This window comes from Paenibacillus albiflavus (assembly GCF_004344915.1).
In the GTDB taxonomy this organism is placed as follows: Bacteria; Bacillota; Bacilli; order Paenibacillales; family NBRC-103111; genus Paenibacillus_AM; species Paenibacillus_AM albiflavus.
Window position 1 is genome coordinate 1 of sequence record NZ_SKFG01000025.1, and the last position, 20,870, is coordinate 20,870.

Genomic DNA, 20,870 nt, shown 5'->3' on the forward strand with positions numbered 1-20,870 from the left:
CTCGATGCGTTTTGCAGAGAATTGAGACTTAAGCTCACTAATTTCCTGACTATGCAGTTTACTCTGCCCATTGCGCTCATTGTGATAACTTTCTTTGAGCTCATCTACCGATTGATTATGCTGATTTTCCAATTTACGGATTTCTTCACCTATTTGAAGATGTGACTTGCGGCGTTCATCTTCAAGTAATGCCTCCGCTTTAAGCTGTTCTTGCTCCAGACTTGCCAGAGCTTCAAGCTGTACTTCTTCCAGCCGCGCTTGGGCTTCCGTTCGTGCTTGTTCAATTTGACTCTCTAGCTCGATGCGTTTTGCAGAGAATTGAGACTTAAGCTCACTAATTTCCTGACTATGCAGTTTACTCTGCCCATTGCGCTCATTGTGATAACTTTCTTTGAGCTCATCTACCGATTGATTATGCTGATTTTCCAATTTACGGATTTCTTCACCTATTTGAAGATGTGACTTGCGGCGTTCATCTTCAAGTAATGCCTCCGCTTTAAGCTGTTCTTGCTCCAGACTTGCCAGAGCTTCAAGCTGTACTTCTTCCAGCCGCGCTTGGGCTTCCGTTCGTGCTTGTTCAATTTGACTCTCTAGCTCGATGCGTTTTGCAGAGAATTGAGACTTAAGCTCACTAATTTCCTGACTATGCAGTTTACTCTGCCCATTGCGCTCATTGTGATAACTTTCTTTGAGCTCATCTACCGATTGATTATGCTGATTTTCCAATTTACGGATTTCTTCACCTATTTGAAGATGTGACTTGCGGCGTTCATCTTCAAGTAATGCCTCCGCTTTAAGCTGTTCTTGCTCCAGACTTGCCAGAGCTTCAAGCTGTACTTCTTCCAGCCGCGCTTGGGCTTCCGTTCGTGCTTGTTCAATTTGACTCTCTAGCTCGATGCGTTTTGCAGAGAATTGAGACTTAAGCTCACTAATTTCCTGACTATGCAGTTTACTCTGCCCATTGCGCTCATTGTGATAACTTTCTTTGAGCTCATCTACCGATTGATTATGCTGATTTTCCAATTTACGGATTTCTTCACCTATTTGAAGATGTGACTTGCGGCGTTCATCTTCAAGTAATGCCTCCGCTTTAAGCTGTTCTTGCTCCAGACTTGCCAGAGCTTCAAGCTGTACTTCTTCCAGCCGCGCTTGGGCTTCCGTTCGTGCTTGTTCAATTTGACTCTCTAGCTCGATGCGTTTTGCAGAGAATTGAGACTTAAGCTCACTAATTTCCTGACTATGCAGTTTACTCTGCCCATTGCGCTCATTGTGATAACTTTCTTTGAGCTCATCTATCAATTGATTATGCTCAGATTCCAATTTACGGACTTCATCACCTAATCGAAGACGTGACTTACGGCGTTCATCTTCAAGCAATGCCTCCGCTTTAAGCTGTTCTTGCTCCAAACTTGCCAGAGCTTCAAGCTGTACTTCTTCCAGCCGCGCTTGGGCTTCCGTTCGTGCTTGTTCAAGCTTCATCTGTGCCTCGGCTTGTGCTTGTTCAAGTGTCGATTGAGCTGCACTATTCGCCTCTTCAAGCTTTAATTCAGCTTTAGCCTGTACTTGTTCAAGCTTCGACCCAGCCGCACTATTCGCCTCTTCAAGTTTCAACTCAGCTTCAGCCTGTGCTTGCTCAAGCAGTTGCTGCGAGCTATTGCGCTCCTGCTCCAATTGTTCCTTAAGCAGCACGATACTCTGCTCATGGTCTTGTTTCTCCCGATCAAGTAGAGCTTGTACATCACTCTTGTCTTGCTCCAACTGTGTCTGCAACTGATCGAGCTTCGCTCTTAAGCTATTTACACTTTGATGATGATCTGATTTCAGTTTATTCATCTCATGCTCATGCTTGGAATGCAGCCTATTCATCTCTTGCTCATGCTCGGACTGCAGCTTATTCGTTTCTTCCTGAAGAACTGTATTGGATTTATTGCGTTCTTCTTGTAGAAGCGTCTGGGCTTTATTGCGCTCTTGTTCAAGCTGAGCTTGCTTTTGCTTCAAATCCTGCTCGTGCTGAGAACGTCTATGCTTGGTATCATTCTCTAATTTCTGAATACGATGATTGTATTCTTCTATCTCTTGTTTATGCTTGTCAGTTGCTGCAGCAAGCTCCGCTTGGGACTGTTTGGTCACTTCCTCCAGCTTCGCATTCTGCTCTTGTAATTCAGCAGTATGAGCAAGTCGCTGCTTAGTAAGCATAACTTCAAATTCATCTCGCAGCTCCTGCAAGGCTGCTTCTTTATCCTCAGTAGCAGTCTTCAACTGCTCTGTAATCTGCTGTAGTTGCTCAGTCTGATGCTCATTCGTTTCCTTTAATCGCGGCAGCTGCTCAAGGTCAGCTGCCATCCGAAAGTTCTGATCCACAATATGTACAGCTGCAAGAACAGCAATTCGCTGAACATCCAGCCTAGGATTATTAGCTGCTATTTGCTGCATCTGCTCGTTTACTTCCGCTGCTATTCTTTTGATGTAAGCAACGCTAGTATTTTTGCTGGACATGATCTTATATTGCATTCCATATATATCAACTGCTATTCGAGTGCGATTCTCGTTCATCCTGTTTCTCCCTCCTAAAAATGAAGGCTAGTCGTATCTAATAAAACTTCGATACGCCCAGCCTCATTTCCTGCTATAACTTGCATACTAATTATTTACTATTTGCGAAGTTCGGCTGAGAATGTCTGCTGCAGTGCATTGAGTACCTTCTCTTGTACTTCAGCAATCTCTTCATCCTGCAAAGTACGTTCAGCCGCGCGATAAACAAGTGAGAACGCTACACTCTTCTTATTGCCGCCCAATTTATCGCCACTATAGATATCAAATACATGTAGGGATTCAAGCAATTTCCCTGCTGATTCGTGGATTACTTGTTCCATTTGACCAACAGGAACTGCCGAATCAACCACTAATGCAAGGTCACGCGTTACAGATGGGTAACGAGGCAAGATCTTGTATACGATCAGATCATTTGCTTCCGCAATGATCGGCTCAAGCTCAACTTCAAGTACATAAGTATCATCTAGATCTTGTTGCTTTTGAAGAGCTGGATGAAGCTGACCCATGCGTCCAATCACTCGGCGTCCTTCTGCTTGCTTCAGCACGATCTCAGCAGTACGTCCCGGATGGAAACCCGCAGGTGCAGCTTGTTCGAACGTGATGTTCTGAATGCCAAAGTAAGATAATACTCGTTCAAACACGCCTTTCAGATCATAGAAATCAACATTATCCACTGATTTATAGGACCAATGCTCGCCTAAACGTTTGCCTGCGATAAGAGCGGATAACAGCATTTTTTCCTCAGGCTGTTTTGTTAGCGTAGTTTCTTCTGTAATGAATACTTTCCCCATCTCAAACAGTGCCAGGTTCTCATTCTTCCGATTGCGATTATAGATCGCTGTCTCAATCATATTCGGTACTAATGAGGTACGCAGCACAGAACGGTCTTCACTCATTGGCATTGCAAGACCGATTGGCTTCGCTTGTGGATACATGCTCGGCAGCATCTCGCTTTGATCTGCTCTTACTAGTGAATAACCTAGAACCTCATGCAGTCCACTTTGTGTCATGATATTACGAATCATGCGGCGGATCGCTTGTTCACGCGTAAGAGAACCTGGCGTTGTTTCCCCACTTATTAAAGTAGCTGGGATATGATCGTAGCCATGTAATCTAGCCACTTCTTCGATCAAATCAACATCTAAAGTAATATCTCCGCGGCGGCTAGGTACATGCACAAGCAAGCTGCTATCGCTAAGTTCTTCATATTCAAAATACAATCTACCCATAATCGATTTCACTTGCTCTTGCGTTAATTCCATTCCTAAATAGCCATTCACACGAGCTAGTGATAATTCGATGGATACCGGCGCAGGATCACTAATATGCGTTTCAGCAATGCCCTTTGCTATCTTACCATGTGCATACTCAGACATTAATACAGCAGCACGGTTCAAAGCTGCAATCACGCGTGCTGGATCAACTTCTTTCTCAAAGCGCAAGGATGCTTCTGAACGTAATCCTAACTGACGGGAAGTTTTTCTTACCGATTTTCCTGCAAATTTGGCAGACTCAAGTGCAATTCGAGTCGTTGACGATGTTACTTCACTATTCGCTCCTCCCATTACGCCTGCAAGTGCAATTGGCTTCTCACCATCAGCAATTACTAGCATATGAGGCTCTAGCTCACGTTCAACATCATCAAGCGTAACAAGCTTCTCACCTGCTTCTGCAAGACGGACCTCAATACGATCATCTGCAAGCTTATCTGCGTCAAAAGCGTGAAGCGGTTGACCATACTCAAGCATGACATAGTTCGTAATGTCTACAATATTATTGATTGGTCTAATACCTGCAGCCATTAAACGGTTCTGCATCCAGAGCGGAGAAGATGTAACTTCTACTCCTTCAATCAAACGAATGGAATAGTGTGTACACAGCTCGTTCTCAGCAATCGTTACTCCAATGCGATCAGAAGTTTGTACTTCTTCACTTGTCATCATACTAGCAAGATCACATTCAGGATTAGGCAGCTTAATTTCTCGACCCAATATAGCTGCAATTTCATACGCTACACCGATCATGCTCAGTGCATCGGAACGGTTAGGGGTTAAATCCAGATCAAGTACTTTATCATTAAGCGCAAGTACGTCGAGAATGGATGTACCGATCTCGGTGTCCTCTGGAAGAACCAGAATGCCTTCTTGAATTTCTTTTGGCAAAAGCTTATCATTCATGCCAAGTTCCTTGGCAGAACAGATCATACCTTGTGATTCAACACCGCGCAGCTTAGCACGCTTGATTTTGAAATCGCCAGGCAGGACAGCCCCGATTACAGCGACAGGAACTTTCTGTCCTGCTGCTACGTTCGGCGCACCGCAAACGATCTGCAAATCTTCTTCTTGACCAACATCGACGATACAAACATTCAACTTATCTGCATCTGGATGCTTTTCTTTCATTTTGACATAACCGACAACAACATCTGAAACACCATTATTCCGATTTTCGACGATGTCAACTTCAATTCCCGAGCGTGTAAGCTTCTCCGCTAAATCTTCACCTGTATAACCAGATACATCTACATATTGTGATAACCATTGATAGGATACTTTCATTCGGATGGATGCCTCCTCTTAATTGTTCGTGAGATAAAATTTCCTTGTTATAGATGCACGAATTGATTTAAGAAGCGCACATCGTTTGTATAAAAATGACGAATATCGTCAATACCGTATTTCAACATAGCAACACGTTCTGGACCCATACCGAATGCAAAACCGCTCCATTCCTTCGGATCATAGCCCGCCATCTCTAGCACGCGCGGATGAACCATGCCTGCGCCTAGAATTTCAATCCAACCTGTGTTTTTACATGTACGACAGCCTGCACCTTTGCAATAATAGCAGGACACATCAAGCTCGACACTTGGCTCTGTGAAAGGGAAGAAGCTAGGACGCATGCGAATTTGCGAATCTGGACCATATAATTGTTGTACGAATTGCAGCAGCGTACCTTTTAAGTCGCTCATGCGAATATCGCGTCCTACAACAAGACCCTCAATCTGTGTAAATTGATGGGAATGCGTAACATCGTCATCATCACGACGGTACACTTTGCCTGGAGAAATAATTTTGATAGGCTGACCCTTCATCTTCTCCATCGTACGAACTTGAATAGGGGATGTCTGTGTTCTGAGCAGCAGCTCTTCTGTTATATAGAACGAATCCTGCATATCACGTGCCGGGTGATCTTTGGGCAAATTAAGCGCTTCGAAGTTATAGTAATCCTGTTCAACTTCAGGACCTTCAACAATGGAATAACCCATTCCAATAAAAATATCTTCAATTTCTTGCACGATCTTGTTCAGTGGGTGCACTGCGCCTTGGCTAGATGGTCTGCCTGCTAACGTTACATCAATCGTTTCGGAACGAAGGCGATTCTCCGTATCTTGCTGTTCATAGTAAGCAAGCTTTTCATTCACCAGTTGCTCAATCGATTCGCGAACATCGTTCGCAACCTGTCCAATAAGAGGACGCTCCTCAGCACTCAAGCTGCCCATACCACGTAGAATCTCAGTTAGAGGACCTTTTTTACCCAAATATTTAACACGGAGCTCCTGAAGCTCCTCTTTGATACTAACCTTGGATAGCTTTTCAAGCGCTTCAACTTTTAATTCCTGCAAACGTTCTTTCATTACATTACCTCCTACATCGATTCTTTTACGCAAAAAAAGCTTCACTCATCCCATCAAAGGGACGAGCAAAGCTCGCGGTACCACCCTGTTTAAATGCCGATTATCACATGACAGCGATAAAGACATCTCACTTCATTCATTCAATAACGGATACATCATCCGGTTCCCTCTACTTGAAGCATGCTCGTTCAAAGGACTGTTCGGGAGTGAATTTCGGCAGCCTGTTTCCCTGAAGATGCTCTCAATCATGGCTTCTTCTCCCTGTGGGGAGGCACTGCTTACTTATCTCCGTCGACACATTTGGTCATATATAATTATAGTTATCAGTTATTATATGCAATCTGACCACGGGATGCAAGGGGATTCCTTTGCCAAAATGAAATAATATCTGTTGTTTGATATTACTTAGTTTTCCTGAAATTAGTAGATTAGTCTTATTTAAAACTCACTCCACTTAGCCGATTAAATTAGTTGGACTATTTTAGCGACACCGTTTCTTCTCGAAGCAAGAAGAGGAAACAAGGGGAGTATTATCAAATGATTCAAACGCAAGCTATGCAACAGACGAAAGATAAGACAAGTTCAAAAACATACATTCCATCGCCACCTTTATTCGTATCCCAATCTCAATTTGATATAATCTGCAAGCAAAACCAAACATTAATTTCTGTATTTGCCAAGTGCATTTCAGACATCAAGGAATACTTGACGGGCTCGTTCGTATTTCTGCTGACTGATGCACACGGCGTTCTGCTGACGATAGAATACAGTAAAAATCTTGAAAGTACAGTGCGGCGGTCTCCGATTCGGCTAGGCATGTATTTTACAGAGAAAAGCTGCGGCGTCAATGCCATCTCAGAAGCAATGTCCTGCAGCGGCCCGATCTATCTGCGCCCGGAGCAGCATGAAAATGCCTTTTTCCATACTTGGCATTGCTTCTCGACTCCGCTGACCATTGACGGCGAGAACATCGGTTTTCTGGACGTATCCACGGTTAATGAAGACATGAAAACAGAATTAATCGCTATTGCTAAACTTCTTTCAGAACATTTGCTGAGCGGTTACCGGAGTAGAATTACAAGTCAAGTTGATGGGGACTGTTCCATTAAGCTGACTGACCGTCAGTTGCACGTGCTGAAGCTTATTGCGCAAGGGCATACGGTAAAATCCATTGCGCTAATAATGAAAATTAAAGAGTGCACAGTCAATCACCACAAAAAAATTATTTTCGATAAATTAGGCGTTCGATCAAGCACAGAAGCCGTATTGAAAGTAGCTCGATTACCTTATTTTCAGAAAAATCTATACTATACAAAAATATAGCTAGATAAGTATTTTTTTCCTGATACACTTGTATGGGTAAACAAAAAGGGAGAAATCAGGAGGATAATCATGTCTAAGAAGAAATTGGCAATTTGGTCTGTTCTGGCCATGTTGGTATTAGTGTTTGTAACAGCTTGCGGGGGCAAGGAAAAAGTGGATTTGGGCAAAGTTGAAAACGGAACTTACAAGAACGAATACTTTGGTATTAGTTTTCAAGTTCCACAAGGTTGGAACGTTCAAGATGAAGAAACTATGAGGCAAGTTAACGAAGTTGGTAAAGAAATAGCTGCAGGGAACGACAAAACAAAGCAAAAGCAATTTGATCTTGCTGAGCAAAAACTTCTCAACTTGGCAATGGCATCCAAATTTCCTATGGGTGAAGCTGTACTGAATCCTAGCGTCATCTCCAATGCAGAGAAAGTAAGCAAATCACAAGTCAAAACAAGCAAGGATTATCTGGAAGCTACTAAAAAAATTATAATAGCATCTCAAATTCCTTACCAGTTCAAGGAGATCACTTCTGTTAAAGTAGGCGGCAAAGATTTTGACGTTCTGGAAACTAGCCTGTCACAAGATGGTGGGAATTTAACACAAAAAATATACTCCACGCTCATGAATGGATATGCATTGAACTTGATAATCACATATGTAGATGATGAGTCCAAAGCAGAAACAGATAAATTAATCGAGTCAGTTAGTTTCAAGTAATTTCATAGAATTATAACAAAAAACAATGAGGCTATCCCATAAGTCATTAAATTGACCAGGGATCGCCTCCTTTTTTCTGGGACAGCCTCATGGATACGCACTTATTTCATTCAAACCTTATATAAATACCTGTTTTATCATCCGATTTCTTGAATCGTGGGTACTTCAGACATTCAGGATCCGTTTCTTCTAAATTAAGGAGCCAATCCGTGTAATTGTGCAAATTTTGCTTTTGAACGTGTCGCATCAAGCCTTCGATACCCGAATCTCTTGGTGGTTCATTCGCATCCAGCGATCTTGGCAAAAACAGCCCGTCCGACACAATTAACAGATCTGTCATCTGCATACGATTGATACGCCCATACTCAATATATTCGCTTAATTCTGGCTCTCCGCTAATCGCTGCATAGCCATCAAGTGTATTCATCGTGCGTTTGTTGTGCAGAATAGTCGGTTCGACTAATTTACGTAGTTCTGCACAAGTCTTAATCCCCTGATGAATGCCATCTCTCCACATCCGCATTGTTTGTGCATCAATATGATCAACCTGATCATGGGATACGGTCCTAATAACCCCATCCTTGTACGATACAGCAATCATGCAATCTCCAGCCTGCACATATTCAATATAATTCTCATGTATACGAACTAAGGCGATACCTGCTGTCCACAATTCTTCTTTATTATAGACATCAATTCCACTTTCAAGCATCTCTCGTCTTAGTCTTGCATTAGCGCGAAGGACCAGCTCATGTAAAGGAAAAGCATCAAGCTCTGTTACATCCAAGCTTTCAAGCTCTCGCTTAACCAAATTAGAAACCAAGTAGCCTCCAGTTTCTTGATTCGGTCCTCTGAATGGCTTCAGTGATGTAGCCCCATCTAACACCCCAAATATTTGCATCGCTTCGGATGCAATAAGTGCATCCTCGTTCCACTCGTTACATCCTTGGATAGTAAGCTTCTCTATTATCACGAGTGTCTCCTCCTTCATTTACCTGCCTTAAGCATTGCATAAATTACTGACTTGAAACCACTAATTCATTCATCAATGGTTCAAGCTCTAGCCCGGCCTGTGACTCCAGCTTCTCTATAATTTCCTTCAGCTTCTCCCACCTGTCATAGTCAGATCGATTAGGTGTAATACGCATAAATTGTTTTTGCATTTCTAGAATAGCCTGTTCTTTTGAAGACGTATCCTCATTCGAAATTAATAAATCAATAGCTTCCGTGCTTGCCGGAATTAAGCCAGTATGTTGTAGCATCGATTTCTGCTGTTTCAAATCGATGACATACTCCATGAGTCGAGTAGCTGATTGCATTTTTTCTGAAGAAGAATGAATCAAAGCAAGGCCACTTGCATTCGGGATGATCTGCCCCCCTTCAAATATAGGAAAGGAAAGCACGTTATAGCTAAATTTACCCCCAATATATCGATCAAGCAATAGTGTTCTGCTGGATGAACTAATAAAAAGTCCAACATTCCCATTAATAAAATCACTCAGTGCTAATTGATGATGAAGCGGCTTCATCACCCTGTAATCAAATACAAGCTGCTGCCATAAATGAAGTGGGACCAGCCACGCCTCATTACGATCATCGAGTAAGTTATGTCTGTTCACCCAATTCATAAAAAACCAAGGAGTCTTGGAATCAACCCCAAGCCCCCAAATATCGGGTTCACCATCTTTATTCACGTCTATCGTTAGCTTCTCGGCAGTGTACTTTAATTGGGCTAAATCACCAAGTCTTTGGTTAAGGTCCAAGTTAGCATGCTTAGCCAAATTTGCATTGTAATAAACAACAGGAATTTCTCCACCGATTGGCAGAGCCCAATAAGCCTCTTTATAGGTAAATTGGGACACAAATGCCGGATGCAGCTTTTGCCACACATCCGGCGCCAAATGGTCCTTAAGCGAGATTAGCATTCCACTATCAGCTAACTGTGCAACTCCGTAAATACCGTTTATTTCAGCTAGATTCGGAGCTGCATTAGCTGAGATCGCCGCGCTCAATTCCTCATAGAGCTGTTCAGCAGAACTGAATCCTCTCACTTCCACGTTATACTGTGGATTCTGTTTCTCAAAATCTTTCATATATTCAGCCAGTTCTTTGGTATATACCCAACATTCAATGGATGATTCTACCTTCACTTCCTGATCAATCACTCGATTGGGATTGTGCATGAGTGAGCTTATGATGACAAGCAAGATAACTGCTGCACCACTAAGCACAATGCCGACTAACCATTTTCTGGTATGCATCATTTCCCCCTGAACAACGTTATTTGCACCAATTATACTGCAATAACGCAATTCGAGTCTCTAGATGTTTAAGCCTTTCTTGCCCATCAGTTTATTTGCAATCAATAGGGAGATTAAAGTTGAGATCGTTAAGATAGAAGCTAATGCTGCGCCTGTACCATAATTGGAAGTAAAAACTTCACTATAGATCGTTACCGAAATGGTTGCTGTTGCCCCGTAGTAGAGTACGATTGTTGAGCTTAGCTCATTAATTGTCGTCACCCAGCTAAGAATCCCTCCAGATAATACGCCAGGTATCATCAGACGTGCTGTCGTCTTGAAGAATGTTCTCATCGGGGGTACGCCTAAGCTAATAGATGCTTCTTCAACCCCACGATCAAGACCTTGCAAGATAGCTGTACTTGAACGAATCGTATAGGGTAGCTTACGAACAACATAGGCGACTACAAGAATGATCCACGTACCTGTCAATAAAACGGGCGGTTTGTTGAAAGCAATAATTAAACTAATTCCGAGAACCGTTCCCGGCATGACGTAAGGAATCATGATGATTCCATCAAGTGCTGCAGTCCACTTCGACTTCCTTCTAACAATGATATAAGCTAGCACAAGCCCGAATACGATCATAATTAATATGGAGATCAGTGAGAACGAGTACGTGTTCATGATCGCACGTGGAACTCGGAATAAAATTTCCTTATAGCTGTCCAAGCTGAATCCTTTGTGAAAAACAGGTCCTTTAGTCTTGATAAAAGAGGTCACTACAACGGTTACTTGCGGAATCATAGAGATGCATACAACGACTAAGGCTCCTAGGGTGAGAAGGATACGCGGTGTTCTGCGCAGCTTCACTACTTTAGGTGTTCTCATGCCCGACATTGCATAATTCTTGCGAGAAACAAAATATCTCTGCAGGAAAAGAATTGATGTTGAGCAGATGATCAAGATCGCACTTAAGGTACTTGCCATCGCTGGATTGCCGCCCATCTCGCTAATGAATTGTTCGTAAGCAAGAATAGGCAATACTTTGAATCCCTGCCCAAGCAGCATCGGTGTTCCAAAATCAGCGAAGGATGCCATGAATACCATGAGCGCACCAGCCGATAAGGTTGGGAAAATGAGTGGTAATGTAATGTTCCATAGACGTCTAAAGCTCGAATGTCCGAGACTTTCAGCTGCTTCTTCAAGTGATGTATCAATTGTCTTAAGCGCTCCAGAAACATATAAGTAAATATGCGGATAGAATTGCAGCGTGAATACGAACACGATTCCTTTCCAGCCGTAGACCGTTCCAAATGGAATCCCAATCTCATGCAAGAACCGTGTAATGAATCCGTTATTTCCCAGCATCAGAATCCAAGAATAAGCGCCGATGAAAGGTGGCGATAGCAGGGACATAATGATGAGAATATTTATTAGGCCTTTGCATCCAATATTATAGCGAGTTGTAATATACGCCATAGGTACGCCGATTAAGATCGCAAATACAGTCGCAAGTCCCGATACGAGGAAGCTGTTTAACAAAGCATTTCGAAAATATTTCAGACGAAAAAAGTCTCCGTAATTCGCAAGAGAGAAGCTTCCATTTTCGTCAAACAAACTAGCATAGAACAAATTAAATAGCGGATAAATAATGAAAGTAAAGAAGAACAAATACCCTACTATAATAACGAAAGTCCAGAAATCCCACTTACGTAGACTAAGCCTGCTGAGCAGTGGCGAGGCTCCTGTTCGTGCTGTTCTTTGCACTATAAAGCACCTCCTGCCCTTCTGAATCAAAAATCACAGCTTTCTCTAAATTCAAGTTTACATACACCTGCTGTTTCACCTTTAATACATCGCTTGGCTCAATTGCATGCTGCCCAATTTGCAGAACGTTTCCATCTTGAAGCTTAACGACATAGCTTACTTTCTCTCCCAAGAAAGTTACCTCCACAATTTCGGCTGATAAACCATTCTGAGGTTTATTGCCAGTCGTCAAATCAATTCTCTCCGGTCGAAGTGACAACATGGCAGTACCTGTGTAAGAACGATTAAGCTGTATCGCAAAATCGATATTTGCGATCCGTAGCTTCGTGTCGCCTGTATCCAATTGCCCACTTACAACCTCGGCGTTTATAAAATTCGAAGTGCCGATAAAATTGGCTACGAATTGATTTTGCGGGAATGAATAAATATTTTGCGGCGTATCGATCTGCTGAACCTTACCTTCGCTCATTACCGCAATACGATCGGATACAGCTAACGCTTCCTCTTGGTCATGGGTTACGTAAATCGTCGTGATCCCAAGTTCTTTTTGCAGATTCCGAATATCGGAACGCATCTTGATTCTTAGCTTAGCATCCAAATTAGATAAGGGTTCATCCATCAGCAGTAACTGCGGTCTAATAACAATTGCGCGTGCAAGTGCAATCCGCTGCTGCTGACCGCCACTCATGTCAGATGGAATACGATCACGCAGATGAGATAGCTCTACCATATTCAGAGCTTCCATAACCCGCTTCTCAATTTCCTTTTTGTCTACCTTTCTAGCATGCAAACCATAAGCAACGTTATCAAAAACGGACATATGAGGAAATATGGCATAGTTCTGAAAAACCATGCCAATATTTCTTTTGTGCGTAGGAACGCCATTGATCTTCTGATCACCGAACCAAATATCGCCCTCTTCTTGATGATAGAAGCCAGCAATTGTTCGAAGCAGCGTTGTCTTTCCACATCCACTTGGTCCAAGCAAGGTGAAAAATTCACCCGCTTCGATTGTAAAGTGAGCATCGTTAACCGCTCTCATATCTCCGAAGTATTTATTCACATGGTCAAATACGATACTCTGCATAATTATTCTTGTCCCGTGATGATTTTATTGAATTTCTTAATAATCTCTTCTTTATGTGTTGCTGCCCAATCAAAGTCATAATCAACCAGCTTGATACTAGCAATGGCAGGAATGCCTTTAAGCGGTTCGATATCTTTACGTACGGAGCGACGATTGAATTCTTTTTGTACCAAGTTCTGTACATCTGTACCTGTTAAGAAATCCATGAATTGTTTCGCTTGCTCGATATTCTTAGCCCCTTTGATAATGGCTGCTCCGTCCGGAACTGCAGATGTACCTTCCTCAGGATACATAATGCCGACAGGTGCTCCGCCTTCAACATAACGCTGAGCTGCTTCTTCTAATGTAACGCCAATTGGAAATTCTTTTTCAGCTACGCCTTTATATACCATACCTGATGAGGATAAAAGTTTACCGTCAATATTCTTCACTAAGTCTTTAACATAATCCCAGCCCTTACCATCTTCCTTACCGAACGCTGTAAGCATCGTCACTAGCTGCGTGAATGAGGAACCCGATTTAGCAGGATCTACGAATGCAATTTTACCCTTCCATTTGGGATCAAGCAGGTCTTTCCAGCTCTTTGGCGCTTCATCGTCTTTAACTAATTCTTTGTTATACATAATGACCATTGGAATCGAGGTGAATGCCGTCCAATGATTTGTGCTGCTGAGGTTGGAGGCTGCGATTTGATCAATTTCTTTCACTTGATAGGGTTCAAAGAACTTCTTATAAGCTTCCAAAGAATCCGCTCCGCCAGCCCAGAACACGTCACCAAGCGGGTTATCGCCTTCTGCTTGCACACGCTTGAGCAATTCTCCAGTACCGCCAGAAATCAATTGAACTTCAATACCTGTACGCTCTTGGAATTCTTTGACGATTGGGTTGTTTACTTCTGCAGCATTAGGTGAATAGATCGTCAATTTACCGCCTTTCGTCTTTGGTGTCTCTGTACTTGCTGCTCCTTGATCCTTAGCAGGCGCTGGTGTGCTGCTTGCAGCCGTGTCCTTACCTCCACCACAACCAACTAGCGTAAGCGATAAAATGATTAACATCATCATGCTCGACCACATACTTTTTTTCATCTGTTTAATACCCCTTTCAATACATGTTTAATGTCTGAATTAACTATAAATCTTGCAGAAAACGCTTTCAATGCGATGAAATTGAGCAAATGGTTGAAATTTTTGATCAAGAAAATGTGACAGAACTTTGAAAATTAATGCTGTTAATTTTTTAATAATTATGTTAATTTAATAAATGTAACAATTCTGACATATTTGCAGGAGGCAACCAAATGCAGACCAAAACAGCATATCCACAACCAATTGAAGTCCTGCGTGAGAAAAAGACTACTTCCCTATTCTTAGCCGCATGTTTCTTTGCTTTATCCTTGCTCGAGTCTTATGTGGGAACGAATTTAGCTTTACATCAGCAGCAGGATGTAGCAACTTATCTCATCATTGGAATGGCTGTACTCTTGTTCTTAGGTGTATTCTTCTTCATCAAAGCGATGGTCACGCACGCGACTATCACATCATTAAATCAATCCAAATAATATGTGTTTGCAAATAAAAAATCACTGAACCCTAGCTGTCCGCTAAAAAAGGACACATCGGCAGTGATTTTTCATTTTATGTAATGTATCACGAGGATGCAGGCATTTGATTCGTATGCTTTTTACGAAATTCAGTAGGTGTATCGCCTGTAACTTTGCGGAAAATTTGGCTAAAGTATCGAGAATCCTGATAACCTACTTGTAAGGATACTTCATATATTTTCAAGCTTAAATCCGCTAATAACGGCTTTGCCTTCTCCATCCGAAGATTAGTTAGAAACTCCAGAAAGTTATGCCCCGTCTGCTTCTTAAACTGTCTGCAAAAATGTCCTTCACTCATATGAACAAGCGATGCGATGTCCTGCAGCGCAATATCCTCATGATAATGCTGATCCAAATAGGAATAAGCAGCACTAAAATCATATTTATCTTTATAAAATGCCGAAAATTCATCCTGCTGCTCTTGTTCACCTAACTCTGCAACTCGTGCTTCCAGCCATTTCATGTGATCAGATTTACGCCGTTCATCTGCTATATCGCATGTAATCCGACGAATCACTTTGATCAGCTCATCTGAATTAGTCGGCTTCAGAATATAATCGGATGCCCCAACCTTAACCGCTTGCTGCGCATAGGCAAATTCATCGAAGCCTGTCAGGAAGATGATTTTCACCATGGGATAATTCTGTGATACTTGCATCGCAAGCTCTAAACCGTCGATTCCGGGCATGCGAATATCGGTAAGCAGAATGTCTGGCGCATTGCATTCAATTTGCTGCCATGCACTGATGCCATCTACCGCTTCACCGACGATTTGGCAACCTAGGTCTTCCCACGGAATCGTGTGCTTCAAACCTTCCCGTATTACCCACTCATCATCCGCTATGACAATCCTATACATGCTTACCCTCCTCAGGACTTGTAATGACGGGAATTTCAATCGTTATCGTCGTTCCCTGCTGAACAGCACTGTCAATTTGAAGCTTATATTCAGGTCCAAAATATAATAGGAGCCTCTTCCTCACATTATCTAGACCAATTCCCGTTTTCTCTAGTCTATTCGTTACATATTCTCCATTCATGATCTGCTCTGCCCGAATCGGGTCCATGCCCGCACCATCATCATGCACAACGAACCGTATCCGTTCTCCTACATTCTTAACCGAAATATCGATCTTGCCTTTGCCCATTTTCATTTCAAGCCCGTGGGTAATCGCATTCTCGATAATCGGCTGCAGCAGCAGCTTAGGCATGTACAGCTTCTGAATATCAGACTCAATTTCGAGTGTCGCCTCATATTTATCGCGATAACGAATTTTTTGGATCGTCAGATAGTTATTGATTTGCCTTAAATCTTCCTCGATCGGAATGAATAGACCATCCTTACGAATGCTGAACCGCAGCAATTCGCCTAATGCCACAGCCGTCTGACTAATATCATCCACCTTATGGATGCGTGCCATCCAATTAATCGAATCCAATGTATTATATAGAAAATGCGGATTGAATTGCGCTTGAACTGCCTTCAGCTCTGCCTGCTGAAGCATAAGCTGCTTCTCATAGACTTCATTAATTAAATGATTAATTTGGCCCAGCATACGGTTGAAGCTCTGCCCTAACTGCCCGACCTCATCATTATATTTGGAGGCAAAGGAAACATTCATATCCCCGCCTTCTACCTTACGCATTAAAGAATTCAGCTTGCGCATGGGGCGTGTCAAGGTCCGGGAGATCAAATATGCGATGACGAAGAATACAATGACCTCTAAGATAATCATCGAAATGGTCAAGTTGCGGATACTAAGGCTATCCTTGGTCACCATGTTGACAGGCACTTTGCTAATCAGCTTATAGCCAGTCGATTTGGAGGTATCATAGATCACCATCGCTGTAGATTCATCAGGAGAATCAATACTGAAAAAGCCCTTTGTCCCCTCAATCACTTTTGGCATAAAAGCCGCCTGCAACTTCGTACCGATCTGTTGCTTGGAAGGTGTACTCGAAATAATATAACCGCTCTGATCAGTCAAATAGACTTCCCCACCGGGATATAAATAAGCTTTATCATATTTATCGGCAAGCGCAGGCTCTCTTATATCAATAACTAAGTAGCCCAACGATTCGTTGGTACCTATTCTCTTCATTAATCTTCCTGAACTAAGCACCACGCCAAAATCATTAATCTTCTTCATCGCATAATGCGTATCCCAGACGACATTCCCATCTGCTAATCTGGCTTTACGGAACAGTCCCCAATTGGAGTTAAAATCTTCGTACGGACTTGGCAGTAAATCACCTGTAAAATATCGATCACCGTTGAGTCCAAGCAGATAAATATCGATATCCCAGCTTTTGAAGCCGAGAAACATTTTGAGAATGCCGTTGATTTTCTTCTCATCTTCCAGCTTCTCGACCAAGCTTCGATTAGAAGGCTTAGCCAGTACTTCTTGTATCTCGTTGTTACCGTATATATAAATCGAAAGCTGCTCAATGTCTCGGGCAAAATAATCCAAGCTATGGTTCACCTGAGATAAATTTTCGAGTACAGTCTGATATACCTTCTCTTGTATAACGCTTGAAGCTTTATTGTAAGAGAAAGTTCCAAGCAAGGTCAGCGGAATAACAGAAAGCAGCAGAAACAGAGCAACTAGTTTATTTTGCAGATTGATTCTGCTAAGATAGGCTTGGATTTTTTGCAGCATAGGCTTGTTACCTAATCACAATGAACTGGAGCCCCAGGGTTATGGATCAGTTCGAGCATCATTCTTACTTGATCTTCCGTATTTCTTTCGCGTGATAGTTCAGGCAAATGATGTACATCCCAGAAACTCACCTTGCTCGTCTCCACACCTTCAAACTCTATCGTTTCGTTTGGATTCAGCATTTCGCAGTGCAGGAACATTTTATAGACATGATATGGAGAAGGCGGGTTATCGTACAACTTCGTATCGAGAACGGCGAGCAGCTTAATGAAACGTACATTAATGCCCGCTTCTTCTCTTACTTCCTTCACCACAACCTCTGCCGGCGATAGTCCGATATCCGCCCAGCCACCAGGCAGCGACCAGGAACCGTCCGCTTTTTCCTGAACGAGCAGGATTTGTCCATCCCGCACCACGACAGCACGAATGTCTACCTTTGGTGTTGCGTAACCGCTTTCACTCGCAAATAAACGAGGCAGTTCATCCATTTCCGTCTCTGTATAACGCGCCATAATCTCCATACTCAACTTCCGAAGCTGTTCAAATCGCTCTAGATCGTAAACATCCTTGCTATAAGCCAGTCCAATTTGAGCAATACTCTGAATCTGCTTCGCCCAATCCAACCACTCGTAACTCATCGCAGCTCCCCCTTTAGTACGTATATCTTCGACTATAAATTCTGATCTCTAACGAGTTATCGCAATTTTCATAACTATATCATTATTACGTCCGATGCTACAATATAAGGGTTCAAGTATTGAAAAAGGTTACAAGAAAAAACCCTTGTAGCTCAAGGGTTTTATAGTTATCAAACGTATTCTTAACACCGCAAGTGTTGCCAGCAGCAATGGAACGCTTTGAATTTAAGCTTTAACTTTTCTTTTTATTAATCTCTTTCTTTTGCCCTTCTTTGTATCCTTTTTGTTATTTATGGATTCACTCTGTTCATCAAGACCCTCCAATTCATTATAATTGCTATTAATCCTTTGACCTTTTAAATAAGATGGCTTCTTTTGTTTATTCTTCATGAACCTTGTTATCTCTCCTTTGCTATTTGCCTCATGATACTTTCTCTTCATAAGCTAATCGTATGATATTATATGCACGATTGATAAAAACCCCAAGTCATCTTGTCTTGATAAATTAGCCTTTTTATCGATATAGCATGAAATCAAACGTATGATTACAATGAACTGTACTCTTACCCAATCAAAATTGTCTTAGAGACATATGATATTTCTAGTTAGAAGTGAAGGAGGGGATCCACATGGGTGAATTTGGAAGCTGCGGAGGCATGTTCACTAACACAGCTGCGATTTTGGTTCTGTTTATTCTTTTAGTTATCATTACAAAAACATTTATGTACTAAGAATGATTTAACAGGAAGGTCAGATGTATTCTGACTACATTTATCACTTTCATAAGTCATTCTCTCTAAAGCCACTCCTAATCGAGTGGCTATTTTGTTTCCAATTTTATTTACCTCCAAAAATAAAACTGTTTCCCTTTAATTGATGGGAAACAGTTCTTCATGCTTATTTGCTAAAATTAAGATTGAGTTTTGTGCTTAGACTTTTCTGGCCCAAATAGTTGCACGGCACCACTTCATATCATTTAAGGGTTCCGCCAATGGTTGGTCGGTATAATTTATAAAGGTTCTTTCTATGGTGAACCCTGCATCCTTGAGCCAGCCATACACCTGAGCTTGGGTCGGGATATGCTTGTACCATTGCTCTGGAATGATGAATTGATCTCCGCTGTTTGTTGTGATTTCAATGTGGTTGACGCCTGCACATATTTGGGTTATAGGATTATAGATGCTTCCGTAACTAATAGTTCGTCCATATGTACCCAAATCATCGGTGCCTTTAAAATAGCTGCCTTCACGTAATCCGTTAAAGGTGGCGGAAGGATCAAAATGCAAATCGAAATCCAAGTAGAGATGTCCGCCTGACCGAAGCGCTTCCGCAGCCTTTCGGATGAAGACGGCTTGTGATTGAGCATAGTCCATATCGGATTCAATGTTGATCAGTATGTTGCCAGCCAAGATAACGACATCAAAGGCTGTCCCCCAGTCTGCGGTTGTGGCGTCTGCCATGAAACATTGTAAGTTGCTTAAGCCTTTCATTCGGCGGTAGCAGCGAAGAAGCATATGCTCATCCGCATCAAAGCCCGTTACCTTATGCCCGGCTTGAGCAAGCGGTATACAAATGCGCCCGCCGCCGCAGGCGACCTCAAGGATGTTTTGAGGAGTTTGGTCCGTTTGCTCGTTCAAAATTTTCAGTAAAAACTCAACGTCATTTGTATGGTTTTCAAATTGCTCGTATATGTCGGCATACCAATGTTTTACAATAAATTCTCTATTCAAAATATTTCCCCCATTTTCTAGGAGGGTTAAAGTATAGTCGCCCTCCTTGTAATAACTGTCATTTTAATATCCGTTGTTTTCATAACCGATCACCCTTTCTATTATGTTAAGTAAAATATATCACGTTACTTATAATGAGCCAATATAATAGAGATTTATTGCTATGACCAGCAATGTTTAGGATTTTTTACCAGTTTCCACATTTTCCAGATTGTAAAATCGCGGTAACTTTGGAGTAGTTGTCCAAGTTTTTTTATGGTTAAATAGTATTTAGACAGAAAATTCAAGATTTTCTAATTAAAATATTTGAGGGGTTGTAGTAATTGAAACTAAAAACGATTACAGTGTTAATGTTATTATTCTCCGTATTATTAAGCGGGTGTGGTGAAGGTAAGTTTAAACCAGATACTATGTCTAAGGATGATATAGCTATCATGAAAATTGATGACAAGAATGCGAAGATTTACTACGGCATGAAAAGATCTGAAGCAGAAAAAATTTTAGGTAATGGAAATAAAGATATTTTAATAAAATATGATTTTGGTGTGGAAATAATGTATCGAGTCAATAAAGAAAATAATGAAGAAACTGTAGCGCTTATTTCGCTCGATGAAGGTTCAAAGAAAATATATAGTACGATAAGGGGAATCAAAGTCGGAGATTTAAAAAGTGATGTAATTAAATCTTATGGTGAAAAGTATCCTGTTCCAACTATGAAGATAGATAGGGATATTGCATATTACTACGACCTTAAACTGAAGAAGTTTATGGGACAGGAGAGTCTCGCTAATCCCTTATCAAATAAAGATGATCTTTATGAGCAAATAGGAACAGATTTTATCTTTAATGACAATGGATATGTTGATAGGATAATGTTATATGATAGACATATGGCGATATTTTTTCAATAGTGTGCTGAACTAC

The 20,870-nt window shown here is 41.7% G+C and carries 18 protein-coding genes and 1 other annotated feature; of the genes, 5 read left to right on the top strand and 13 right to left on the bottom strand.

Translation table 11 applies throughout. The annotated features are described in order from the left end of the window. From zapA to pheS, 3 genes are all read right to left on the bottom strand, one after another. Positions 1-2,553 (bottom strand): cell division protein ZapA (gene zapA, locus E0485_RS19290; RefSeq protein WP_132419712.1); only part of this gene is annotated, 2,553 nt, incomplete at its 3' end. Positions 2,554-2,651: 98 nt separating this feature from the next. After that, a complete protein-coding gene (pheT, locus tag E0485_RS19295; protein ID WP_132419713.1) occupies positions 2,652-5,111 on the bottom strand; it encodes a phenylalanine--tRNA ligase subunit beta in 2,460 nt (819 codons plus the stop codon). A gap of 47 nt (positions 5,112-5,158) precedes the next feature. After that, positions 5,159-6,190: a phenylalanine--tRNA ligase subunit alpha gene (pheS, locus tag E0485_RS19300; protein ID WP_132419714.1), complete on the bottom strand. Its 1,032-nt coding sequence runs from the start codon at positions 6,188-6,190 to the stop codon at positions 5,159-5,161. A gap of 54 nt (positions 6,191-6,244) precedes the next feature. Further along, positions 6,245-6,494: a binding site (T-box leader), on the bottom strand. Between the two features lie 233 nt (positions 6,495-6,727). On the opposite strand from pheS, the gene E0485_RS19305 reads away from it, so the two are divergent. Together E0485_RS19305 and E0485_RS19310 are read left to right on the top strand one after the other, a co-directional pair. Next, entirely contained in the window at positions 6,728-7,513 is a 786-nt protein-coding gene (locus E0485_RS19305) for a helix-turn-helix domain-containing protein (protein WP_235857637.1), read from the top strand. Between the two features lie 69 nt (positions 7,514-7,582). Next, positions 7,583-8,221, top strand: coding sequence for a hypothetical protein (locus E0485_RS19310; RefSeq protein WP_132419715.1), 639 nt, complete (start codon positions 7,583-7,585; stop codon positions 8,219-8,221). A gap of 106 nt (positions 8,222-8,327) precedes the next feature. Here the strand turns inward: E0485_RS19310 and E0485_RS19315 are convergent, their stop codons facing one another. From E0485_RS19315 to E0485_RS19335, 5 genes are read right to left on the bottom strand one after another with little or no spacing between them, the layout of a single operon-like run. Next, entirely contained in the window at positions 8,328-9,194 is an 867-nt protein-coding gene (locus E0485_RS19315) for a protein phosphatase 2C domain-containing protein (RefSeq protein ID WP_165921231.1), read from the bottom strand. 43 nt (positions 9,195-9,237) lie between these two features. Beyond that, positions 9,238-10,485, bottom strand: coding sequence for an extracellular solute-binding protein (locus E0485_RS19320; protein WP_132419717.1), 1,248 nt, complete (start codon positions 10,483-10,485; stop codon positions 9,238-9,240). A 57-nt stretch (positions 10,486-10,542) separates the two neighbouring features. Then, on the bottom strand, positions 10,543-12,231 hold the full coding sequence (locus E0485_RS19325; protein WP_132419718.1) for an ABC transporter permease: 1,689 nt from the start codon (positions 12,229-12,231) through the stop codon (positions 10,543-10,545). After that, entirely contained in the window at positions 12,182-13,318 is a 1,137-nt protein-coding gene (locus E0485_RS19330) for an ABC transporter ATP-binding protein (RefSeq protein WP_132419719.1), read from the bottom strand. The genes E0485_RS19325 and E0485_RS19330 overlap by 50 nt, the downstream gene beginning before the upstream one ends. Positions 13,319-13,320: 2 nt before the next feature. Beyond that, positions 13,321-14,403, bottom strand: a complete 1,083-nt coding sequence (locus E0485_RS19335; RefSeq protein ID WP_132419720.1) for an ABC transporter substrate-binding protein — start codon at positions 14,401-14,403, stop codon at positions 13,321-13,323. 212 nt (positions 14,404-14,615) lie between these two features. Between E0485_RS19335 and E0485_RS19340 the strand changes: the two genes are divergently transcribed. Continuing rightward, complete coding sequence (locus E0485_RS19340) at positions 14,616-14,876, top strand: hypothetical protein (RefSeq protein WP_132419721.1); 261 nt, start codon at positions 14,616-14,618, stop codon at positions 14,874-14,876. Positions 14,877-14,964: 88 nt separating this feature from the next. On the opposite strand, the gene E0485_RS19345 is transcribed toward E0485_RS19340, so the two are convergent. The 4 genes from E0485_RS19345 to E0485_RS25195 all read right to left on the bottom strand — a co-directional run bounded on the left by E0485_RS19345 (position 14,965) and on the right by E0485_RS25195 (position 18,606). Further along, a complete protein-coding gene (locus tag E0485_RS19345) occupies positions 14,965-15,777 on the bottom strand; it encodes a response regulator transcription factor (protein ID WP_132419722.1) in 813 nt (270 codons plus the stop codon). Then, the gene (locus tag E0485_RS19350) at positions 15,770-17,578 is read right to left on the bottom strand and encodes a cache domain-containing sensor histidine kinase (protein ID WP_132419723.1); all 1,809 of its coding nucleotides are present in this window, start codon (positions 17,576-17,578) and stop codon (positions 15,770-15,772) included. The genes E0485_RS19345 and E0485_RS19350 overlap by 8 nt, the downstream gene beginning before the upstream one ends. An 11-nt stretch (positions 17,579-17,589) precedes the next feature. Continuing rightward, positions 17,590-18,216 carry an NUDIX hydrolase gene (locus E0485_RS19355; protein ID WP_132419724.1) on the bottom strand — a complete coding sequence of 209 codons (627 nt, stop codon included), beginning with the start codon at positions 18,214-18,216 and terminating at the stop codon, positions 17,590-17,592. 225 nt (positions 18,217-18,441) lie between these two features. Beyond that, a complete protein-coding gene (locus E0485_RS25195; protein WP_165921232.1) occupies positions 18,442-18,606 on the bottom strand; it encodes a hypothetical protein in 165 nt (54 codons plus the stop codon). A 239-nt stretch (positions 18,607-18,845) separates the two neighbouring features. On the opposite strand from E0485_RS25195, the gene E0485_RS19360 reads away from it, so the two are divergent. Beyond that, positions 18,846-18,947 (top strand): YjcZ family sporulation protein, encoded by a 102-nt coding sequence (locus E0485_RS19360; protein ID WP_132419725.1) that lies wholly within the window; start codon positions 18,846-18,848, stop codon positions 18,945-18,947. Between the two features lie 198 nt (positions 18,948-19,145). On the opposite strand, the gene E0485_RS19365 is transcribed toward E0485_RS19360, so the two are convergent. Then, positions 19,146-19,946: a class I SAM-dependent methyltransferase gene (locus tag E0485_RS19365; protein WP_165921233.1), complete on the bottom strand. Its 801-nt coding sequence runs from the start codon at positions 19,944-19,946 to the stop codon at positions 19,146-19,148. A 323-nt stretch (positions 19,947-20,269) separates the two neighbouring features. Here E0485_RS19365 and E0485_RS19370 point away from each other — a divergent pair, with 323 nt between their 5' ends. Then, complete coding sequence (locus E0485_RS19370) at positions 20,270-20,857, top strand: hypothetical protein (RefSeq protein WP_132419727.1); 588 nt, start codon at positions 20,270-20,272, stop codon at positions 20,855-20,857. Positions 20,858-20,870 lie beyond the last annotated feature (13 nt).

Bases quoted from the DNA above. Each gene is read 5' to 3' on its own strand.
- E0485_RS19310 (WP_132419715.1), top strand. From the start codon at position 7,583: ATGTCTAAGAAGAAATTGGCAATTTGGTCTGTTCTGGCCATGTTGGTA.
- E0485_RS19320 (WP_132419717.1), bottom strand. From the start codon at position 10,485: ATGATGCATACCAGAAAATGGTTAGTCGGCATTGTGCTTAGTGGTGCA.
- E0485_RS19340 (WP_132419721.1), top strand. From the start codon at position 14,616: ATGCAGACCAAAACAGCATATCCACAACCAATTGAAGTCCTGCGTGAG.
- E0485_RS19305 (WP_235857637.1), top strand. From the start codon at position 6,728: ATGATTCAAACGCAAGCTATGCAACAGACGAAAGATAAGACAAGTTCA.
- E0485_RS19355 (WP_132419724.1), bottom strand. From the start codon at position 18,216: ATGAGTTACGAGTGGTTGGATTGGGCGAAGCAGATTCAGAGTATTGCT.
- E0485_RS25195 (WP_165921232.1), bottom strand. From the start codon at position 18,606: ATGAAGAATAAACAAAAGAAGCCATCTTATTTAAAAGGTCAAAGGATT.
- E0485_RS19360 (WP_132419725.1), top strand. From the start codon at position 18,846: ATGGGTGAATTTGGAAGCTGCGGAGGCATGTTCACTAACACAGCTGCG.
- E0485_RS19350 (WP_132419723.1), bottom strand. From the start codon at position 17,578: ATGCTGCAAAAAATCCAAGCCTATCTTAGCAGAATCAATCTGCAAAAT.
- E0485_RS19345 (WP_132419722.1), bottom strand. From the start codon at position 15,777: ATGTATAGGATTGTCATAGCGGATGATGAGTGGGTAATACGGGAAGGT.
- E0485_RS19330 (WP_132419719.1), bottom strand. From the start codon at position 13,318: ATGCAGAGTATCGTATTTGACCATGTGAATAAATACTTCGGAGATATG.
- pheT (WP_132419713.1), bottom strand. From the start codon at position 5,111: ATGAAAGTATCCTATCAATGGTTATCACAATATGTAGATGTATCTGGT.
- E0485_RS19335 (WP_132419720.1), bottom strand. From the start codon at position 14,403: ATGAAAAAAAGTATGTGGTCGAGCATGATGATGTTAATCATTTTATCG.
- pheS (WP_132419714.1), bottom strand. From the start codon at position 6,190: ATGAAAGAACGTTTGCAGGAATTAAAAGTTGAAGCGCTTGAAAAGCTA.